Source organism: Bradyrhizobium sp., from assembly GCF_036735945.1.
Taxonomy (GTDB): Bacteria; Pseudomonadota; Alphaproteobacteria; order Rhizobiales; family Xanthobacteraceae; genus Bradyrhizobium.
Genome location: NZ_DAINNI010000002.1, coordinates 83,561 through 97,896, shown reverse-complemented (window position 1 = coordinate 97,896; position 14,336 = coordinate 83,561). Strand labels below are relative to the sequence as shown.

At 64.6% G+C, this 14,336-nt stretch carries 14 protein-coding genes, 1 tRNA gene and 1 pseudogene; 9 read left to right on the top strand and 7 right to left on the bottom strand.

The window, feature by feature from the left end:
• Positions 1–87: 87 nt before the first annotated feature.
• Positions 88–1,275: a sodium/glutamate symporter gene (gltS, locus tag V7E26_RS01350; RefSeq protein WP_324412650.1), complete on the bottom strand. Its 1,188-nt coding sequence runs from the start codon at positions 1,273–1,275 to the stop codon at positions 88–90.
• Between the two features lie 171 nt (positions 1,276–1,446).
• On the opposite strand from gltS, the pseudogene V7E26_RS29965 reads away from it, so the two are divergent.
• Positions 1,447–1,596, top strand: a pseudogene (locus V7E26_RS29965) (transglutaminase N-terminal domain-containing protein); the annotation flags it as partial.
• A gap of 49 nt (positions 1,597–1,645) precedes the next feature.
• Positions 1,646–2,182, top strand: coding sequence for a transglutaminase-like domain-containing protein (locus V7E26_RS01345; RefSeq protein WP_324412648.1), 537 nt, complete (start codon positions 1,646–1,648; stop codon positions 2,180–2,182).
• Positions 2,183–2,341: 159 nt separating this feature from the next.
• Here V7E26_RS01345 and V7E26_RS01340 read toward each other — a convergent pair whose 3' ends face one another.
• On the bottom strand, positions 2,342–2,872 hold the full coding sequence (locus V7E26_RS01340; RefSeq protein ID WP_324412646.1) for a PRC-barrel domain-containing protein: 531 nt from the start codon (positions 2,870–2,872) through the stop codon (positions 2,342–2,344).
• Between the two features lie 376 nt (positions 2,873–3,248).
• Here V7E26_RS01340 and V7E26_RS01335 point away from each other — a divergent pair.
• A tRNA-Arg gene (locus tag V7E26_RS01335) sits at positions 3,249–3,325 on the top strand.
• A gap of 47 nt (positions 3,326–3,372) precedes the next feature.
• Positions 3,373–4,311, top strand: a complete 939-nt coding sequence (locus V7E26_RS01330; protein ID WP_324412645.1) for a 1-phosphofructokinase family hexose kinase — start codon at positions 3,373–3,375, stop codon at positions 4,309–4,311.
• Positions 4,312–4,350: 39 nt separating this feature from the next.
• Here V7E26_RS01330 and V7E26_RS01325 read toward each other — a convergent pair whose 3' ends face one another.
• On the bottom strand, positions 4,351–5,313 hold the full coding sequence (locus V7E26_RS01325; protein ID WP_324412643.1) for an alpha/beta hydrolase: 963 nt from the start codon (positions 5,311–5,313) through the stop codon (positions 4,351–4,353).
• Between the two features lie 248 nt (positions 5,314–5,561).
• On the opposite strand from V7E26_RS01325, the gene V7E26_RS01320 reads away from it, so the two are divergent.
• The gene (locus tag V7E26_RS01320; RefSeq protein WP_324412641.1) at positions 5,562–5,804 is read left to right on the top strand and encodes a hypothetical protein; all 243 of its coding nucleotides are present in this window, start codon (positions 5,562–5,564) and stop codon (positions 5,802–5,804) included.
• Positions 5,805–5,875: 71 nt separating this feature from the next.
• Here V7E26_RS01320 and V7E26_RS01315 read toward each other — a convergent pair whose 3' ends face one another.
• A complete protein-coding gene (locus V7E26_RS01315; protein WP_324412639.1) occupies positions 5,876–7,723 on the bottom strand; it encodes a di-heme-cytochrome C peroxidase in 1,848 nt (615 codons plus the stop codon).
• A gap of 225 nt (positions 7,724–7,948) precedes the next feature.
• Here V7E26_RS01315 and V7E26_RS01310 point away from each other — a divergent pair, with 225 nt between their 5' ends.
• Positions 7,949–8,635 carry an alpha/beta hydrolase family protein gene (locus tag V7E26_RS01310; RefSeq protein WP_324412637.1) on the top strand — a complete coding sequence of 229 codons (687 nt, stop codon included), beginning with the start codon at positions 7,949–7,951 and terminating at the stop codon, positions 8,633–8,635.
• Positions 8,636–8,906: 271 nt separating this feature from the next.
• Here V7E26_RS01310 and V7E26_RS01305 read toward each other — a convergent pair whose 3' ends face one another.
• Complete coding sequence (locus V7E26_RS01305) at positions 8,907–9,689, bottom strand: SDR family oxidoreductase (RefSeq protein WP_324412635.1); 783 nt, start codon at positions 9,687–9,689, stop codon at positions 8,907–8,909.
• A gap of 178 nt (positions 9,690–9,867) precedes the next feature.
• Between V7E26_RS01305 and bioB the strand changes: the two genes are divergently transcribed.
• Positions 9,868–10,851: a biotin synthase BioB gene (bioB, locus tag V7E26_RS01300; protein ID WP_324412633.1), complete on the top strand. Its 984-nt coding sequence runs from the start codon at positions 9,868–9,870 to the stop codon at positions 10,849–10,851.
• Between the two features lie 25 nt (positions 10,852–10,876).
• Here bioB and V7E26_RS01295 read toward each other — a convergent pair whose 3' ends face one another.
• Positions 10,877–11,851 (bottom strand): ketopantoate reductase family protein, encoded by a 975-nt coding sequence (locus tag V7E26_RS01295; protein ID WP_324412631.1) that lies wholly within the window; start codon positions 11,849–11,851, stop codon positions 10,877–10,879.
• A gap of 210 nt (positions 11,852–12,061) precedes the next feature.
• Complete coding sequence (locus tag V7E26_RS01290) at positions 12,062–12,280, bottom strand: hypothetical protein (protein ID WP_324412629.1); 219 nt, start codon at positions 12,278–12,280, stop codon at positions 12,062–12,064.
• 78 nt (positions 12,281–12,358) lie between these two features.
• On the opposite strand from V7E26_RS01290, the gene V7E26_RS01285 reads away from it, so the two are divergent.
• Together V7E26_RS01285 and V7E26_RS01280 are read left to right on the top strand one after the other, a co-directional pair.
• On the top strand, positions 12,359–13,429 hold the full coding sequence (locus V7E26_RS01285) for a Spy/CpxP family protein refolding chaperone (RefSeq protein WP_324412628.1): 1,071 nt from the start codon (positions 12,359–12,361) through the stop codon (positions 13,427–13,429).
• 77 nt (positions 13,430–13,506) lie between these two features.
• Positions 13,507–14,307 (top strand): enoyl-CoA hydratase-related protein, encoded by an 801-nt coding sequence (locus V7E26_RS01280; RefSeq protein WP_324412627.1) that lies wholly within the window; start codon positions 13,507–13,509, stop codon positions 14,305–14,307.
• Positions 14,308–14,336 lie beyond the last annotated feature (29 nt).

Here is a 14,336-nt window from a genome sequence, read left to right as displayed (position 1 = left end):
GCCGGCGCGCGAGTGCCGGCCGAAGGGGATGCTGATCGGATGACTTAAGGCTTCATGGACTCCGTGAAGGAGTTCGTGCGCGTCTGATCAAAGAGCAAGAAACAGCTTGATTGCGATCACGTTGACGATGTCGACGAAAAAGGCGGAGACCAGAGGCAAAATAATGAACGCGTTTGGTGACGGGCCGTAGTGCTCGGTGACGGCGGTCATGCTCGCAATCGCGGTCGGCGTGGCTCCGAGGGTAAGACCGGTGAATCCGGCACTCAGGACGGCGGCCTGGTAGTCGCGGCCGAGCAGCGGGAACAGCACCATGATGATGAAGGCTACGGCCACGACCGCCTGCATGGCGACGACGACCAGCAACGGGCCAGCGATATCGACGAGGGTCCAGAGCTGCATGCTCATCAGCGATATCGCGAGAAATACCGAGAGGGCATAGTCGGAAACGAGCTCCAGTGACGGCGTGCGCGCGGGCCACGGCAACTTTGGAAAGATCAAAGGGATCGTGTTGGACAATACGATGCCCATGATGAGGCACGGCACGAAGAGCGGCAGCTTGACGCCAAGCTCGGTGATCGGTCCGTGCACCAGATATCCAAGGATCACGGCGACATTGACCATGAGCAGGGCATGCATCAAGCTGTACTTGTCGATCGCCGTGATGTTCGCCTCAGGCGCTATCGCGTCAGCGCCGGCCGCTGCAATCCCAGGGCCTAGTTTTTGACGCTCGATAAGGAATTTTGCGACCGGTCCGCCGAGAAGGCTCGCCATGATCAAACCCAGGGTCGCCACCGCCGTACCGGTTTCGACCGCGGCAGGAAATCCATGCTCCGCCGCAATCGCGGGCGCCCAGGCGATTGTCGTGCCATGTCCCCCGACGAGCGCGATAGAGCCCATGATCACGCCTGCGGCCGAGGGCAGGCCGAACAGCGAAGTGCCGAGCGTTCCGATCACGTTCTGCAGAAAAACGAAAATCGTTGTCAGCACGCACAGGACGACCAGTGCTCTTCCGCCGGCGAGCAGATCGGTCAACCGGGCATTGATTCCAACCGCCGCGAAGAAGATAACCAGCAACCTGTCACGGGCGATCATCTCGAAGCCGATTTCCCGGCCGGTGGCGGCATGAAAGGCCCACAGGGCAACCGCCGCAAGAAATCCACCGGTGACCGGCTCCGGGATGTTGTAATTGCGCAGAAACGCGACCTTTCGCGTTACGATCACGCCGAAAAAATAGACGACCAGACCGAGAGTGAGCGTCAGGAAATCCGGTGCCACAAGCGAATTGGCTGGTGATGTCATGATGCCTTGCTGCAGTCGGGCGAATTGGTTGAGGCCTCGTGGAAGCCTATTTCATTTGCGGGCCTGCTGGTAGTGGGCAATGCGGCAACCATGGTGCACTGGCGGGAGATCGTGTGCTGACAGCGTGCCGCCGAAAGGAACTGCCTCATGAAACGCATCCGCATCATCCACAAGACCGAGTATTTCTACAAGAAGCCCGTCACATTTGGTCCTCATCGAGCGATGATGCGGCCCCGCGAGGGGCACGACGCCCACATTGCGAGGGCGCACGTCAATGTCGAACCAAGAGCGGAGGTAAGCTGGCTGCGCGACGCCTACGATAATTCCATCGTCATTCTGACTTTCGATGGAGCATATCGATCTGATGGCGTATCGCCTGCCGAGCCATCCCTGCGACGGCACGATACTCCACAAGTGGCTGCTGGATCTTTATCGGCCTGGTCAAGTCATCAAGACGACCGATCTCTTGAGCAATTTGAACACCCACATTTATCGGTCATTCAAATACGAATCCCGTGATGCGTATGGGGTTCAGTTGCCGAATGAGACCCTCACGCGCGGCAGTGGGACATGCCGCGACTTCGCGGTGTTCATGATGGAGGCCGCTCGATATTGGGGCTTCGGCGCGCGATTTGTCACCGGCTATATCCAGATGGCCGAGGGCCAGCATGGCGCGACCCACGCGTGGACCGAGATCTACATTCCTGGCGCAGGATGGCGCGGCTTCGATCCCACAAACAACAAGCTGGTCAGCAGCGAACATATCCCGGTCGGCGTGTCGCGCGAACAGGAGAAGGCTTCTCCCCTGTCCGGTTCATGGGAAGGACCGTCAGATGCCTTCGACCGGATGGCGGTCTCGGTACAGGTCGTGGAAGCGCCGTGACATCGAACATGCCGCGGGGCCAGGTCGTCGTTCGCAAGAACAATATCGAGACTCAGGGCATTGGGGTGCGCATCGGCGACAAGGGCCTTGATCCCCGATCCACTCACGAAAAAGGCCCCACCCGAGGTGGGGCCTTGATCGTTTCAGCTGCCGGACGTTTTAGTTGTAGTCCGAGTACTTGAACTGCGGCAGCGCCTTGAGCTGATCCTTGGTGGCGCTCATCATGGCGTGGTCGGGCTTCCAGTCGGTCGCCGTGTTGGCGCGCGCGGTCGTGGCGGTGCTGGTGGCCGCGCCGGTCGTCGTTTCCCTGGTCGTTGTTTCCTTCGTCGTCGGTGCGGTCGAGCTGGTGCGGGTCGGCTCCTCGATGAATTTCAGCTTGTCCATGGAGACGGCGATGTCGTGCTCGCCCATGCCGAGGAAGCCGCCGACGCCGATGACAACAGCGGCGACCTTGCCGTTCTTGTCCACGATCAGTTCGTTGATGTCGCCGAGCTTCTCATTGGCGTCGTTATAGACGTTGAGGCCCATCAGCTTGGATGCGCGCCAGTCGCCCTTCAGCATCATCTTCTCATGCGAGCCGGCGGTCGTCGCGGCAGGCGCGGCGGGCTGAGCCGTCTGCGGGGACTGCGCATAGGCGGGTACGCTGAATACGGCGGCGCTCACAAGAGCCGCGGCGAAAAGTTTCTGCATGTAGCACTCCTCGAAAGGTTGATTGGTGCTTCTAGAACCGAACGCGCGAGCGAATGTTCCTCGGCCGGCTGCGGAAGTTTTGGCGATGGCGGCATTGCCCCGCATTTTGGAAACTAGTCGCGGTCTTGCGCGTTGGACCGTCAACCCCTGCCGGGTGGCAGCCGGTCGCAACGGGGAACGATGGACGCAGTCATTTTGCCGGCTTCTTGCTGCGACACCAACGCATCGATACGCGCTGACATCTAACCCGTTCCCGGCATGGGTGCCTGTTGCGATACGCCACGGGTATCCACGTCTTTGGCCCCGTCCGAAGGGCTGGCGATGTCGCGCCCGCTTTGCTATGTAACGGCCCAGCACCTGCTTGCAGCAGGTCCGCGGTCCCGTAGCTCAGCCGGATAGAGCGACGGTTTCCTAAACCGTAGGTCGGAAGTTCGAGTCTTCCCGGGATCGCCAGCTCGTTCGGGTCCATTTGCGCGGATCGCCGCGGTTTGAAACAGCCGATGACCGATATCGCCACCATCACCCCGAACCCCGCGATTGATCTCTCGACGGCTGTCGACAGGATCGTGCCGGTGGCCAAGCTGCGCGGCCGAACGCAGCGGCGCGATCCCGGCGGGGGCGGGATCAATGTCGCGCGGGTGATCAGGCGGCTCGGCGGCGATGCCCGTGCGATCTACCCGGTCGGCGGGGCGATCGGAATTCTGCTGCGGCAATTGCTCGATTCCGAAGGGGTGACCAGCCACACCTGGCGCATTGCGGCCGAAACGCGCGAGAATTTCTTCGTCGACGAGATCGGCGCGGGCAAGCAGTACCGTTTCATTCTGCCGGGGCCGCGGCTCGGCGAAACCGAGTGGCAGGAATGCCTGAAGCTGGTTGCGGCGATCGAGCCGTTTCCGCGCTTTCTGGTCGCCAGCGGCAGCCTGCCTGACGGCGTTCCCGACGATTTCTATGCGCGCGTGGCGCGGATCGCGAAGCCGCGCGGCGCTAAGCTCATTCTCGACACGTCGGGACCGGCGCTCGCCGCAGCGACGGCCGAGGGCGTCGACCTCATCAAGCCGAATCTGCGGGAGATGCGCGAATTGAGCGGCAGCGAACCCTCCGACGCCTACGAATGGGAGACCGCCGCGCGTGAGCTGGTTGAACGGAAGAAAGCTGCGGTGGTGGCCTTGACGATGGGCCACCTTGGCGCAGCGCTGGTGACGCGCGAGGCCATCCTGCGTGCGCCGCCGATCCCGATCACGCCGCGGAGCGCGGTCGGGGCCGGCGACAGCTTCCTTGGCGCGCTGGTCTGGCGGCTCGCCGGCGGGGCCGCTATCGCGGATGCCTTCCGTCTGGCCGTGGCCGCGGGCGCGGCGGCGCTGATCCATCCGGGAACGGAATTATGCCGGCCTGACGAAGTCGCGCGCCTCGCCGATCAGGTGACGATCGAAACCGTGTGAACGGCCGGTCGCTTCACGCCGGGACGGCGCGGCGCCTCGCTACGCGCCCTTGTCCAGCAGCATCTTGAACCCGGCGCGGACGCGTTGCGCCTCGCGCCTGGCGGTCTCGGACGTCTCGCCGAGGCCGAAATAGCCGTGGATCAGGCCGAGGCCGTCATGATAGCTGGTCGGCACGCCGGCGGCCTTCAGCGCATCCGCATAGGCCTTGCCTTCGTCGCGCAGCGGATCGAACCAGGCGGTGCAGACGACCGCGGGTGCGAGGCCTGCGAGATTGCTGGCGCGCAGCGGCGACACGCGCCAGTCGGCGCCGTGGGCGCGATCCTCGAGATAGTGTCCGGAAAACCATTCCATGGTCGCGCGGGTCAGGAAATAGCCGTCCGCGTTCTCGGTGCGCGAGGGAAAGCGCGCATTCTCGGCTGCATCGGCGAAATTGCCGAGCACGTCGATGACGGGATAGACCAGCATTTGCGCCGCGAGCTTGATGCCGGCGTCGCGGCAGGCGAGGGCGGTGCTCGCTGCGAGATTGCCGCCGGCGCTGTCTCCGGCGACGCCGAGGCGCGCGGCATCGCCGCCGAACTCGGCGATGCGGGCAATGACATCCTTCGTCGCCGCGAAGGCGTCCTCGAACGCGCCGGGAAAGCGCACCTCGGGCGGGCGGCGATAGTCGACGGAGACGACGACCGCGCCGGTCTCGATCGCAAGCCAGCGCGCCTGCCGGTCATGGGTCTCGAGATCGCCGGCGACCCAGCCGCCGCCGTGAAAGAATACGACGGTCGGGGATTTCCCGGTCGCGTTCCGGTAGACCCGCGCGTTGAGGAAGCCGGCCGCACCCTTCACCTTGATGTCTTCCGCGCTTGCAACCGGCGGCGGCGGCACCGCCGCACGCGCCGCGGCCAATGCGCGCAGGTCGTCGCGGCAGGTCTGCGGCGTCATCGCCGCGGGATCGCGCAGCGGCAAAAGCGGGATGATCTGGGCAACGACGGGATCGAGCGGCGGAATCATGCGAAGCCTCATCTGAAGTAGGGCGGGAGTGTAGGTAACGGGCCGGGTCACGGCAATTGCGCCATTCGCCGGGCAGCCCTGTTGCCGGACGGCCTTGCCGATTTCCTTCAATTGGTAATGGTTCCCGCAACCGGACGCGCTGAAAGCGCTGATAGAATTGCCCTCCGTTTACCGGACATTATCCGTAAGCGGGCGCGCGGGGAACGGACCGGCGCGCGGCTCATTACTCCTTTTGAGGGAGTGGTGCGATGAATCAGTTTGCTGGAATGGATCGGGCGCTGGACGACGTGCTGGTGCAACTCGGCGGCATGGTGCTGAGGCTGTCCAGCCCGCAGGTGACGCGAACGGCGGAAGAGCGGCACGCACTCAAGCGATCGGTCAATCAATTCGCGGTGTGCGCCGCGCGCTCGGGCGATCCGCGCGTGCACCGGCTCAAGTCCGAACTCGAAGAAACGATCAAGCCGGGCCTGCGGCTGGTGGCGAGCCGGTAGGCGCTCGCCACAAACGATTCATTTGTGATGGCGACCGGGCAATGCCCGGTCGCGGTGGCGTGCCTGCGAACTCAAAGCGTCTTGAGATACTCGATCAGCGCCTTGCGATCATCCGCCGACAGCGCCGGCCCGATCACGCCCTTGATTGCCTTGTCCTTGCTGAAATCCTTGCGAAATTCGTGGCCGCGATTCGAGTTGCCGCGAATCGAGGTGTCGAATTCGAAGGCGTTGGTCATCGGAATGTTCTTGTAACCAACCTTCACCTCGTCGTATTCGCGGCTGCCGAGATAGAATTTCTTCGGCCGCTGCTCCGGATCGCCGAGCAGATCGTCGATGGTCGGCACCGAGCCATTGTGCAGATAGGGCGGCGTCGCCCAGACGCCGTTCAGCGGACGCACCTTGTAGGCCAGTTCGCCGCGGAGTTCGTTCGGCATGTAGCCGTCGATCCGCTTGCGATCCGCCTCGCTCATCGGCGGCCTGGTCTGGTCGTAGATGGTGTTGACGGTCTTCTCGACGAGTTCGCCGAGCGCGAACGCAAAGCCGGGGTTCTTGATGCCGAGATTTTCGGGCACTGAGACCGTACGGGCCATCATGTCCGCCGCCTGCGCCGGATCGGTGCCGATATGCGAGATCGGGATGTTCTCCACCTTGAGGATCGCTTCGCCGTTCTGGTTCCTGGTCCACCAGTCCTTGTTGTTGAAATCGTAGAACGCTGCGCTCGTGATCGGCGGGCGGTGGCATTCCTGGCAATGGGTCTCGTAGAGTTTAGCGCCCTTGTCGGCGAGTTTCTGGTCGATCGCGGGCAGAATGTCGGCCGGCCATTTCGGCGATCTGAGTCCCGAGAAACCGTCCGCGGCGTTCGGCGGCTTGTTGCCCTTGATCATCATCTCCATGGCGTCGAGCGACTTCACGTCGACGCTCGATTTGTAGAGGCCCTTCGACGGATCGGTCAGGTTGAGCTCCGCGGAGACGCCGAGCGATTCGCCGGCATTGCGCACCATCGGCTGCATGATCGAGCCGTTATACTGAACCCAGTCGAACCACGGCGTGTTCCAGATCCGGGGGAAGTGTACCGGCGCGGAGGAGCCGGCGTAGTTTTCCGGCTTCTTCAGGTCGATCGAAAACACCTGGTTGCCGATCCGGTTGAGCGCATCGAGCCGTCCGTAGCCTTCGACGATGCTGTGGGAGGCGACGCGTTCTTCGAGATTCTTGACCTGCTTGTACTGGGCGAGAACCTGGTCGAGTTGGGTCTTCAGCGCCTCGCGGTCGTCGACACTGGAGTCCGGCCCCAGGACGCGGTCGGCGAAGCGGCCGAAGCGGCCGGGCCAGTACCGCGTCAGCGCCAGCGAAATGCCCATGCCCTGCTTCATCGCGAAGAGATTGGTGAGCGCGGGCCCGCCATCGATGACGACGGCGGTGTCCTTAAAGGTGAAGCTGCCGGTGTGGCAGGCCGCGCAGGTCAGGCCGACACCTTCCATCTCCTGCTTGGTTCGCGGATTGCGCCATATCGCGCCGGTCGGATCGAGCATCGGCTTGCCTATCGCAAAGCCGATCGGAAGCGTCTCCTTGCCGGGGATGACGGTATCGGCAATGAAGCCGTAGCGATCGAGATAGGCAGGGTCGCTGAAGAGACCGACGTCGGTGAACGGCACCCAGGAAATCGTCGGCTGCTCGAGCGCCATGAGCCACTTGTAGGGGAAGCCGAAGGTCCGCGTTCCCTGGTCGGCGTGGTAGAACCAGCTCAGCTTGTCCTTCGCGATCCCCTGGTCGAGCCACACCGTCTTCTTCGGCGCCGGACGCTCCACGATCCTGACGTGAAGATCCTGCCAGAGCTTGGCGATGTCGTCCTTGAAGGCGGCGTAGCCGATGCCGACGACCGCCAGCCCGATCACAATTTTCGCAATCGTCTTGCCACGCATGGCCTGCCCCCTCTTCAAAACCGCGCTGTCGGCGCGCAATATCGGTCTGTTATCAAAAGGCGCTGGAAAACGAATCATCCTCGGCGTGCGAACTAGTAAGATTCCACCCTATAGTGGCACCCTGTGTCTGTCCATGAATCCAGCGCCGTGGGGCCTCGGTGAGGCAGCCCCGGCTGTTTTCCAGTATAGAGTTGCGATGATGCGGCAGAGTGTCAGACAGATCACATGACGGCAGAATTGGCGGAGCGGCTGCGAATTGAGATCGGCCCCGGCGAGGCGGTGTCGGGGCTGCTGATGCGGCCGCCGCAGCCGCGCGCAGTTTACGCGTTCGCGCATGGGGCCGGCGCCGGCATGAGTCATGCGTCGATGGAGGGGGTCGCCGCCGGCCTTGCCGAGCGGGGCATTGCGTCGCTGCGTTATCAGTTTCCCTATATGGAGAAGGGCAGCAAGCGGCCCGATGCGCCGAAGGTTGCGCACGCCGCGGTGCGGGCCGCGGTTGCGGAAGCGGCGCGCCGCTGCCCCGCGCTGGCGCTGATCGCGGGCGGCAAATCGTTTGGCGGACGGATGACGTCGCAGGCGCAGGCGGCGGAGGCCCTGCCCGGCGTACGCGGGCTCGCCTTTCTCGGCTTTCCCCTGCATCCGGCCGGCAAGCCCGCGAGCGATCGCGCCGGGCATCTTGCCGACGTCGGGCTGCCGATGCTGTTCCTGCAGGGCACGCGCGATGCGCTGGCGGAATTGAGCCTGCTCGAGCCTGTTGTGAAAGGTCTGGGGTCGCGCGCGACGCTGCATTTGCTCGAAGGGGCCGATCATTCCTTCCATGTGCTGAAGAGTTCGGGGCGGAATGACCGCGAGATGTTGGGCGAGGCGCTGGATACGTTCGCGGCGTGGGTGGAGACGACCCTCGGCGGCTAGGTCGTCGTCGCTGCGAACGCAGGGACCCATGACCACAGGGGTGCGTGGTTGAAGGAAGCCGTCTCTCCTCGTGCCCATTCCGCAGGCCGCGGCGTATGGGTCCCGGCTCGCGCTTCGCCTGGCCGGGACGACGGGATGCAGTTGCGCTCCGCATCATCCCGGCCACGATATGTCCATGACCTAAATCCTGATCGTCAATCCAAACACGACCAGCTCAATGACCGAATCCCTTGCACAAGCGCTTTGCGTTTGTCGCAGGCAATGACGGCGGTTACACGGAGGCCGGCCCACCATAGATCTTGTCGCGCAGGCGGCGCATGCCGGTGAGCCAGCGGTCGCGGTTGGAAGCCTTGCGCAGCATGTATTCCGCGACCTGCGGGTGCGACAAAATCAAGAAGCGTTCTTCCGCCATCGCCTCGATCACCATCCGCGCCACGTCCGGCGGCTGCAGCACGCCGTCGACCCGCGCGGCGCTGGGGCCGGGCGTCGTCATGCCGGTCTGCACCGATTGCGGACACAGCACGGAGACGCGGATGCCGCGGTCGCCATATTGAATGGCGAGATGCTCGGCGAGCGCCACCGCCGCATTCTTCGTCACGCCATACGGCATCGAGTTAAGCGACGCCAGCAGGCCTGCCGCGGAGGCCGTGTTGAGCAGGTAGCCGGAGCCGCGCGCGATCATGCCCGGCACCAGCGCACGCGCGGCGAACACATGGCTCATGACATGGACGCGCCAGCTCACGTCCCAGTCGGCGTCGGAGGCGGTCTCCTGTCCCTTGCGCGACAGGCCGGCGTTGGAAAAGAATACGTCGACCGCGCCATATTTGTCCTCGGCCGCGGCGATCAGCGCCTTGATGTCCTCTTCCAGCCCGACATCCGCCGTAATCGCCAGGCCATCGATATCGCCTGCGACTTTCGCCAGTCTGTCCCGCGACGTCTTCAGGTCGGCGACAACGACGCCGCGGGCGCCGCCTTCCGCGTAGGCCCGCGCCACCGCTTCGCCGATCCCGCTCGCAGCGCCCGTGACGACGCAGACCTTGCCTTTGATGTGCATGCTCGGCTCCCACCTGTTTCTTTTTCTTGGTAGCAGCCAGAGTGATATGGCCGCCGCTGTGTGGTCAATGTCCGATTGCGTGAGCGGTCGACTTTTTGCACGCGCGCTGCGGCAATGCTGGTGCCGGCCGCGCCGCCGTGCCATGACGCGCTGATCCGACAATCTGGAGAATCGAAGGATGCTCGACGTACGGGATGAGACGATGACGGCCGCGATGCCGCCTGCTGGTTCGGCCGCCTGGTCGCGAGAGGCCGCATGGTCGCTCTACAAGCTGCCCTTCAACGATCTCCTGTTCAGGGCGCAATCCGTTCATCGTCAGAATTTCGATCCCAACCGCGTGCAACTGAGCAAGCTGCTCAACATCAAGACCGGCGGCTGCCCCGAGGATTGCGGCTATTGCAGCCAGTCCTCCCATCACTCGACCGGGCTTGCCGCCTCGAAGCTGATGGATGTCGAAAGGATCGTCACGGAGGCGCGGAAAGCACGGGACGGCGGCGCGACGCGCTACTGCATGGGCGCCGCATGGCGCAATCCAAAGCCGAGAGACATGGACGCCATCGTTGAAATCGTCGGCGCGGTGAAGGCGCTCGGGCTCGAAACCTGCATGACGCTTGGGATGCTTGACCGTGCGCAATCGGATCGACTCTGCGCGGCAGGCCTCGACTACTACAACCACAATATCGATACGTCGGAGAGTTATTATCCGCAGGTAACGTCGACGCGGACATTTTCCGATCGCCTCGACACGCTGGAAAACGTCCGGCAATCCGGCATGAAAGTGTGCTGCGGCGGTATTCTCGGCATGGGCGAGCAGGAAGCCGACCGCGTCGACATGCTGGTGACGCTGGCAAACCTGCCGGAGCCGCCGGAGAGCGTTCCGATCAACATGCTGATTCCGATCGCCGGCACGCCGCTTGCGGAAGCGGCGCCGATCGGGTCGATCGAGTTTGTCCGGATCGTAGCGCTTGCGCGCATCATGATGCCGACATCCTATGTCCGCCTCTCGGCGGGTCGTTCGGCGATGAGCGACGAGACGCAGGCGCTTTGCTTCCTTGCGGGCGCCAACTCGATCTTCGTCGGCGACACCCTGCTGACGGCCGGCAACCCGGAACACGAGGCTGACCGAAAACTGTTTCAGCGGCTGGGATTGCAGGCGATCTGATCGGGCTTCGCGCCAGGGAGCCCGGCTATCCCTGATAGAGCCCCTTTTCGCGCGCCTGGCGGGTGGCGAGCGCGCCGAGCATGTCGAGCGTCGGTGTCGAAAGCCCGGCAGCGCGCGCAAACGCGGCGGGCGCGCGGACCAGCACATCGATCTTCATGGCGCGGCCGAGTTCGTAATCCTGCAGGATCGATGGCTTGTGGTCCGGCGCGGGACCCGTGCGCGTCACCCGCTTGACTTCCGGAAAGCAGCTCTGCGCGACGTTGTTGGCCTCATCCAGCAGGCGCGGCACGATGTCGGCGAGATCAGGATCGTCGCGCACGGCCCGCGCGGTCAGCCCGGTCAGGAGGCACAGCACCGACATCGACATGTTGGTGAGGAGCTTCGACCATATCGTCTCCCTGATCTGCGCGACATCGGGCGACTCGATCGAAGCCTCGTTCAGGGCGGCACGGAGTTTTGCGACGCGCGCGCTGGCGCGGTCGTCGCATTCGCCGATCAGGAGGCGGTTGCGCTCGGGCGACAGGTTCGCGACCATCCCTGGGGCTGTGACTTCATTGGATGAAAACACCACGCCGCCGACGATGCGCTCCTTCGGGATCGCCGCGCGCAGGCGGCCGCCGGGGTCCAGGAAGGCCAGATCGGGCACCGGCGGATGTTTCGGCGAAAGCCCGATATCGTACCACCAGGGAATACCGTTCTGCGCGAACACCACGGCAGTATCGTCGCCGAGCAGCGGCTGCAAACTGTCTGCGAGGCTCGGCAGGCCGGTTGCCTTCAGCGTGCAGATCACGGCGTCCTGCGGGCCGAGCGCGGCGGGATCGCTGGATGCGCGCACCTTCGCCTTGAACTCGCCATCTCTGACCCGCAGCGTCAATCCGCCGGCTTTCACGGCATCCAGATGTGCGCCCCGCATCACGCAGGAAACGTCATGTCCCGCACGCGCGAGCCGCACCGCAAAATGGCTGCCGACGGCGCCGGCACCGAAAACGCAAATCCGCATGGGACGAGAAGATCCTGTCGGGAGGGAATGGCGTTCTCAGTCTTCACGAAGCGCGGCCCGGGCGCAACCGGCCTGCCGCACAGGGCGGATTGCGGAAGGCGCGGCCTTGGTAGCGTGGGAACCCCCGCCGTTCAGTGGGTGTTCATCCGCAAGCCGTCACGCTCGCGGCATAACGGCAATGGGACGGGTAACGGTGAGGAACGTGCCATGTCAAGGATCGCAGTCGGAATTGCCGCGATTGTCTTCGCAGCAGCGCTGACGATCGCAGACTTCGCGATCGCGAAAGGCGGCCACGGCGGCGGTCATGGCGGCGGCCACGGCGGCGGTCATGGCGGCGGTCACCATGGCGGTCATCACGGCGGCGGCCATCGTGGCGGAGGCCACGGGCACCATTTCGGCGGCCGGCATCATGGTGGCGGCCACTTCCATGCCAGATCACACCGTTCGTTTTCCGCGCCGCGATCATTTTCGTCACCGCGCATGAATTACGCAGGTGGCGGCCGTGCGATGAGTTCTCGCGCGCTCGCTCGCCACTATCGCTATTCCGCCGCCCTGCACAGTCCGGCCATGCGCGCCAGCGTCACCGCAGGCGCGGCGCTGGCAGGATGGCACTACGGCCGCGGCAGGGGCGGCTGGTGGCGGCATGGCAATGGCGGATATGGCTGGGTCGGGCCGCTGTTCTGGCCGTTCGCCTATTTCGACATCTATGATTATGCGCTGTGGGGACCGCGCGTCGGCGCGCCGTTCTGGTACTACGGCTACGACGACATCTATGCCGGCCTGTTCGGGCCGTACGACTATCGGGGCCTGTCGGGCTACTTGCCGCCGCGGGATTCTTCCGGCGGGCCGGACCGGCTGTCGCTGTTGTGCGGCGAGGACAGCCGCGAAATCGCAGGGCTGCCGATCGACCTGATCGCGCAGGCGATCGAGCCGACCGAGGTGCAGCGCGCAGCGCTCGACGATCTCGCCAATGCGTCGGTGACTTCCGCCCAGAAGATCAAGGCGGCGTGCCCGTCCTCGATCGCGCTGACGGCGTCCGGCCGGCTGGCCTCGATGCAGCAGCGGATCGAGGCGATGATTGCCGGCGTCGCGACCGTGCAGCCGCCGCTGGAGAAGCTGTACGGCCTGTTGAACGACGAGCAGAAGGCGCGGCTGAACGCGGTTGCCGAAGATCAGGAACGAAGAACCGAGCGGCGCCGTAGCCGATCATTGGCGCGGCCCTGCGAGGTCACGCAATCCTCGAACCTGCAATGGCCGGCCGAGGAAATCGAGACGAGACTGCACCCGACGGAGGCGCAGCGCGGCAAGCTGACGGCGCTGCAGGACGCCAGCGCCAGGGCGGCCGAAATGCTGGCCACCTCGTGCAAGCCTGATGAAGCCGCGACGCCGACCGCACGGCTCGCGGCGACCGGCAAGCGGCTGGACGTCATGCTGGATGCGGTCAAGCAGGTCCGGTCGGCGCTTGACGGCTTCTACGCGACGCTGACCGACGAGCAGAAGGCCCAGTTCGAGGCGATCGGCCCGCGGCGGACCTCTGTGGCGGACCGGGCAGATCGGCGGCGCTACGGCCGCTGGTAATTCGGCGGCCGTGACATCGCCTGCGATCCCGGCCTATTGTTCGGCATAACAAGAATGCCGAACAATGAGGCCACCGAATGACTGCCAATCCCGTCCTGTGGAATCTCGACGCCCGCGGTGTCGCGACCGTCACGCTCAATCGTCCCGAGGTGAACAATGCCTATGACGGCGGGCTGATCGGCGGCGTGCTTGCGGCGATGGACGATCTCGGCAGGAAGCCGAACCTTCGCGTCGTCGTGCTCAAGGGCAACGGCAAGCATTTCCAGGCCGGCGCCGACCTGAAATGGATCAACGGTGTGCGGCCGAAATCGATCGAGGAGAACGAGGCGGTATCGCGCGCGACGTTCGAGGCGGTGCAGCGGCTGAACACGCTGCCGATCCCGACGGTGGCGCTGGTGCAGGGCGGCTGTTTCGGCGGCGGCACCGGCGTGATCTCGGCCTGCGACGTCGTGATCGCCGCCGACAATGCGATGTTCTCGATCACAGAAGTGCGCTGGGGCCTGACGGCGGCGATCATCATCCCGCAACTCTGCGACGCCATCGGCGTCCGCCAGGTGCGCCGCTACGCGCTGACCGGCGAACGGTTCGGCGCCGAGGAGGCGCGGCGCATCGGGTTGGCGCACGAGGTGGTGCCGCTGGCCGATCTGGAGACGGCGGGCGCCAAGGTCGTCGAGCAACTGCTCGCCAACGGGCCGCAAGCGCTGGCAGAGACCAAGGCGCTGGCACTGGAAAGCTCGTTCGGCGGCATGGCGGTCGACGACGCGGCCTATGCACGGCTGGTGAAGATGCATTCGGCGCGGCGGCAGACCAAAGAGGCGTCGGAGGGGCTGGCGTCGTTCGCCGAGAAGCGCGCGGCGAATTGGGGGAAGAGCGCATAGTCGCTTCGACCTGCCGCTGTACGGCATCA

Bases quoted from the DNA above. Each gene is read 5' to 3' on its own strand.
- V7E26_RS01315 (WP_324412639.1), bottom strand. From the start codon at position 7,723: ATGCGTGGCAAGACGATTGCGAAAATTGTGATCGGGCTGGCGGTCGTC.
- V7E26_RS01280 (WP_324412627.1), top strand. From the start codon at position 13,507: ATGACTGCCAATCCCGTCCTGTGGAATCTCGACGCCCGCGGTGTCGCG.
- V7E26_RS01340 (WP_324412646.1), bottom strand. From the start codon at position 2,872: ATGCAGAAACTTTTCGCCGCGGCTCTTGTGAGCGCCGCCGTATTCAGC.
- V7E26_RS01310 (WP_324412637.1), top strand. From the start codon at position 7,949: ATGACGGCAGAATTGGCGGAGCGGCTGCGAATTGAGATCGGCCCCGGC.
- V7E26_RS01290 (WP_324412629.1), bottom strand. From the start codon at position 12,280: ATGGAAGTGGCCGCCACCATGATGCCGGCCGCCGAAATGGTGCCCGTG.
- bioB (WP_324412633.1), top strand. From the start codon at position 9,868: ATGCTCGACGTACGGGATGAGACGATGACGGCCGCGATGCCGCCTGCT.
- V7E26_RS01295 (WP_324412631.1), bottom strand. From the start codon at position 11,851: ATGCGGATTTGCGTTTTCGGTGCCGGCGCCGTCGGCAGCCATTTTGCG.
- V7E26_RS01320 (WP_324412641.1), top strand. From the start codon at position 5,562: ATGAATCAGTTTGCTGGAATGGATCGGGCGCTGGACGACGTGCTGGTG.
- V7E26_RS01305 (WP_324412635.1), bottom strand. From the start codon at position 9,689: ATGCACATCAAAGGCAAGGTCTGCGTCGTCACGGGCGCTGCGAGCGGG.
- V7E26_RS01325 (WP_324412643.1), bottom strand. From the start codon at position 5,313: ATGATTCCGCCGCTCGATCCCGTCGTTGCCCAGATCATCCCGCTTTTG.
- V7E26_RS01345 (WP_324412648.1), top strand. From the start codon at position 1,646: ATGGAGCATATCGATCTGATGGCGTATCGCCTGCCGAGCCATCCCTGC.
- V7E26_RS01330 (WP_324412645.1), top strand. From the start codon at position 3,373: ATGACCGATATCGCCACCATCACCCCGAACCCCGCGATTGATCTCTCG.
- V7E26_RS01285 (WP_324412628.1), top strand. From the start codon at position 12,359: ATGAGTTCTCGCGCGCTCGCTCGCCACTATCGCTATTCCGCCGCCCTG.